Source organism: Streptomyces brasiliensis, from assembly GCF_014647875.1.
In the GTDB taxonomy this organism is placed as follows: domain Bacteria; phylum Actinomycetota; class Actinomycetes; order Streptomycetales; family Streptomycetaceae; genus Streptomyces; species Streptomyces brasiliensis.
Genome location: NZ_BMQA01000170.1, coordinates 1 through 4,162, shown reverse-complemented (window position 1 = coordinate 4,162; position 4,162 = coordinate 1). Strand labels below are relative to the sequence as shown.

At 65.4% G+C, this 4,162-nt stretch carries 5 protein-coding genes; 2 read left to right on the top strand and 3 right to left on the bottom strand.

What is annotated here, in order from left to right; translation table 11 throughout:
• Positions 1–178: 178 nt before the first annotated feature.
• A complete protein-coding gene (gene rpe, locus IEZ19_RS49265) occupies positions 179–874 on the top strand; it encodes a ribulose-phosphate 3-epimerase (RefSeq protein WP_229841729.1) in 696 nt (231 codons plus the stop codon).
• 289 nt (positions 875–1,163) lie between these two features.
• On the opposite strand, the gene IEZ19_RS49260 is transcribed toward rpe, so the two are convergent.
• The 3 genes from IEZ19_RS49260 to IEZ19_RS49250 form a co-directional block, all read right to left on the bottom strand.
• The gene (locus tag IEZ19_RS49260) at positions 1,164–1,505 is read right to left on the bottom strand and encodes a hypothetical protein (RefSeq protein ID WP_189317875.1); all 342 of its coding nucleotides are present in this window, start codon (positions 1,503–1,505) and stop codon (positions 1,164–1,166) included.
• Between the two features lie 242 nt (positions 1,506–1,747).
• On the bottom strand, positions 1,748–2,080 hold the full coding sequence (locus tag IEZ19_RS49255; RefSeq protein WP_189317874.1) for a transposase: 333 nt from the start codon (positions 2,078–2,080) through the stop codon (positions 1,748–1,750).
• Complete coding sequence (locus tag IEZ19_RS49250) at positions 2,077–3,525, bottom strand: DNA-binding protein (protein WP_189317876.1); 1,449 nt, start codon at positions 3,523–3,525, stop codon at positions 2,077–2,079. The genes IEZ19_RS49255 and IEZ19_RS49250 overlap by 4 nt, the downstream gene beginning before the upstream one ends.
• Positions 3,526–3,738: 213 nt before the next feature.
• Between IEZ19_RS49250 and IEZ19_RS49245 the strand changes: the two genes are divergently transcribed.
• Entirely contained in the window at positions 3,739–4,101 is a 363-nt protein-coding gene (locus IEZ19_RS49245) for a transposase (RefSeq protein WP_189317873.1), read from the top strand.
• Positions 4,102–4,162 lie beyond the last annotated feature (61 nt).

Here is a 4,162-nt window from a genome sequence, read left to right as displayed (position 1 = left end):
ACCGAGGGCAGGGACACCCGCACACCCGCCACCGATAGCACGAGACCGGCTACTGACCCCCACAACAGTTGCCCACCACGCAAAAACCCGGCAACACCCCACGACATGCAAAAACACAATCCCGTGATACGCACAATAAATAACCACCCACCACCCCGGCTGCTTTACGCTCGGCGTCGTGTCGAACCAACCGTTGATCGCTCCGTCCATACTCTCCGCCGACTTCGCACGGCTCGCCGACGAGGTAGCTGCCGTGGAAGGACAGCCAGGTCGAGGAGCAGATTGGCTCCACGTGGATGTCATGGACGGGCATTTCGTGCCGAACCTGACCCTGGGTCTGCCGGTCGTGCAGTCGCTGCTGGCAACCACTGACCTACCGCTGGATTGCCACCTGATGATCGAGAACCCGGATCGCTGGGCAGTCGGTTACGCGGAAGCGGGTTCCTACAACGTCACGGTGCACGTCGAGGCCACCAACGATCCGGTCATGCTCGCGAAGGACCTGCGGGCCGCAGGCTCTAAGGCCGGGTTGGCGGTCAAGCCGAACACGCCCCTGGAGCCCTACGTCGATGTGCTCAAACACTACGACACCCTGCTGGTGATGTCCGTGGAGCCCGGTTTCGGCGGCCAGAAGTTCATCGCCGAGGTCCTCGACAAGGTGCGCAAGGCCCGAACGATGGTCGACACCGGCCACCTGAACCTGGTAGTGGAGATCGACGGCGGCATCAACACCGACACGATCGAACAGGCGGCCGAGGCCGGTGTCGACTGCTTTGTGGCCGGTTCGGCCGTCTACGCTGCCAAGGATCCGGCACATGCCGTGGAAAGGCTACGCAGCCAGGTGGAGGCCCTTTCCGCGCGCACCAAGCGTTGATTCTCCCCGATACGGCAACTGTAGATAGTCGTTGCTGAGCTTTTTGACCTCGATTCGTCAGCGAGGGTCGATCGCTGATCGATCCGGCGGTTCGCCTGTTGTGTCCGTGGCCGGTGCAGGACGGTCCGTCGCGCGACGCCGCGGCTGCGCCGGGTTCCACGGGCCCGGAGATTGGAGCTGCTCGGCTTCCAGCACACTCCTGGCCCCGAGCACGATCGCCACGGCGAGCTGGACCAGCACCCCGGCCCGCTCCCGCCGGCCACTGGCTCCGCTGAACAGCCGGGGTTGATCATGGTGTGGTGTCGGCGTATGCGTGCCAACGGCGGTGGCAGAGGCGGGCGCGGTGTTGATGGCGGCGGCGCCAGGTGGGCCACCACAGCAGGTGGTCGCGGTCTCGTCGGGGCGGAGGAAGGGGCAAGGCCTGGAGCCGGCGGAGGAGTTCGTGGCTGCTGAGAGGGACGAGGTCGGCCTCGGCGGGGTCGTTCCGGCCGCTCTGGGCGGCTCGTTCGAGGGCGGCGGTGACGGCCAGGGAGGCGTGGGCGATCAGGGTGATCACGCTCCAGCTGTGCCAGGAGTTCCAGCAGGTGACCTGGCTTTTGTCGAGGTGGCAGATCTCCTTCGCGTCCTGCAAGCTGTCCTCCGCCGCCACCTGAGGCACACCGCCGGTGACACCAGTCGCGCCAGTGTCACCGGGCCCAGGGCACAGCAGCGGTGGCAGGACACAGTGCGGGTGCAGCGGTGTCGGCGGACCAGCAGTACTGATGTCCCTGCAACGCGGTCGTGTCCGTCAAGGGTGTCATCGGTGGTGACCTCGGTCATCGCCCAGTCGTAGTCGCGTACGCCCTTGTGCCCCGCACCGGTCCGCATCCGCTGTCAGGCTCGCTCGGCAGCCGGGCGGCGGCTTTGGTCACGCTCGGCTTCGTGGCTGGGGTGGTGACCTGATTGGTTGGAGGCGGCGTGGAACATGTCCGCCGCGAGGCGCGGTTTGGCCACCAAGCACAGCTCGTCGGGGGCGCCGGTCAGCTCGCGGCGTTCCTCCTTGCCGGCCTGCTGCCGGGTGAAGTACAGGCGCCGGCCGATCAGGCAGTGCCCGGCGGACGAGGTGAAGGTGAGGTGCACGGCGGCCTGGCACAGGTCCACGCCGCCGGCCGAGCTTGAGTACCCGGAGTCCGGCTGGAGTACCGGACGCCGAGACCGGGCGCTCACACACCGAGCAGTCGCCGGAGCTCCGGGGCGTGGCGCCGCGAGACGGGAACAACCTCGCGGACACGAGGATCCATGATCAGAAAGAGCTCGCCCTTGATGCCCCGCTCCAGTTCTGCCACCCGGCGAAGGTTGACCAGGAAACGTCGATGGACTCGACGAAACCCGTAGGGTGTCAGCAACCGCTCGACATTGTCCAGGCCGCGGGTCGCCGCTTGGATCCTCCCTCTTTCCGTGATCAACCAAACGATGTTCCGGTCGGCCTCGGCATAGCGGATCTCCGACGGAGCGAGCAGGACCAGCCGATCATTACGCATTCCGATAATGCGCCGAGGCAGCGGGCTGACCGCCGCTTCCGCATTGCTCTCGTAAGGTTCGCCCTCTTGCACCCCCAATATGCACAGCATGCCCATCACGTGATTCGAGTCGACAACGGGCAGCATGGTGAGCGGAGTGGCGTCCTCCCCTGGGGACACCGGCAGACACGCGTAGCCGCTCCACTGTTCGGTTCCCTGTGCCTGGTCCATGGCCCACCGCACCACGTCAGGAAGCCCTGAAATGTCCGGGGTCCAGCGTTCCGCCGGTTCGATCGCAGCCGCGACAATGGGGGGGTCGTCAGTCAACCCGAGCAATTTGATAGCTGCTTCATTCGCAGCTATCAAATTTCCTCCACGGTCCATCGCCATAAATGGACCACTGACCTGGGCACATTTTTTTCTGAACTCAGAGGCTACTTTGTCTGCCTCGTAGACGGCGCGCCGGTAAATCTCTTGTTCGATGCACGCGACTGCTTTCGTCAGCCACGACGGAACGGACTTGGACAGCGACGCGTTCCATCGCGAGATGTTGATCGACGCGACCGGCGAGCCGGTCACCACGTCGCGTATGGAAATGCCCGCGCAGGCCCACTGGTGGAAGGCTTCGCACCAGTGCTCCGGCCCCGTCACAGTCACCGGGCCGGACACCGCGAGTGAGGTTCCCATCCCGTTCGTGCCAGTGCACTCCTCCGACCACGACGACCACGGGGCGAGGTTGTGCAGCTCAGCCCGCCGCTGTGCGGTGGGGTCGCCCCACGCCCCAAGGACCCGCCCGTCCCCGTCCGTAACGGTGACGACGGCGTCATCCCGTTCCACTTCCTGGCCGGCCAACGCACCGAGGCCGCCGAGCGCAGTAAAGATCACGCCGTTGTCGATTCGTTGGATGTCGCCCCCCGCCGCCGGTGCGACGTCCAACTTTCGGTCCACTTCGTACTGATCTCGACAGCGGTACCACGACGCCAGGATCTCAGGCCGGACGCCCGCCTCTATGTCTTCGCCCGCGGCAAAGCTTTCCCATGCACGAGCTACTTCTCTCGCTGATGAGGTATTCACCACAGAGCCATCCGCCACGTGGTAGCCCCCGCTGGGCCTACTTGGTGCGACCGCCAGCGGTGGCACTCTCCCGGTCATCGCGACCTCCTTGTCACCTGACGCATTGGGGTCCTTGGGGAACACCAGTGGACGGAAGTGCGAAGGTAACCCCATGGCGCACGCCATCTCAAGACATGCGTGCGCTTTCATCCTGTGTGTGGGCAGGTCATGAGGGTGTGGACAGCTTGTGCTACAGCCGGAGATCTTGTGACGGGGTCCGTGTGGCGTCGTTGACCGGGCATGATGCTGGGTGTGACGGCTGAGCAGATAGCCACGAGGGATGCCGAACTGTCCGTGTTGACCGGGTCGTTGGGGTACTTGTTCAACCGTCCGGAGCCTCGGGAGGTGTTCACGCAGTTCATCGAGGGGCTGCTGGCGGAGCTGTCGAGGAAGAACGGGTGGACGTTGTCGCAGCGGGCCGGGCATGTGACCGCGGACCGGATGCAGTGGCTGCTCAACGGCTCGGTGTGGGACGCCGACCGGCTGCGCGACGCGGTCTGCGACTACGTCGCCCAGCACCAGGGCGACGCGGACGCATCGCTGGTCATCGACGACACCCAGGCCCAGAAGAAGGGCACCAGGTCGGTCGGCGGGCCTTCCAGCACTGCGGACTAGTCGGCGACGTCCGCAACTGCCAGACCATGGGTGCGACGCGAGGTCGCACGCTGTGAGTGGT

Bases quoted from the DNA above. Each gene is read 5' to 3' on its own strand.
- IEZ19_RS49250 (WP_189317876.1), bottom strand. From the start codon at position 3,525: ATGACCGGGAGAGTGCCACCGCTGGCGGTCGCACCAAGTAGGCCCAGC.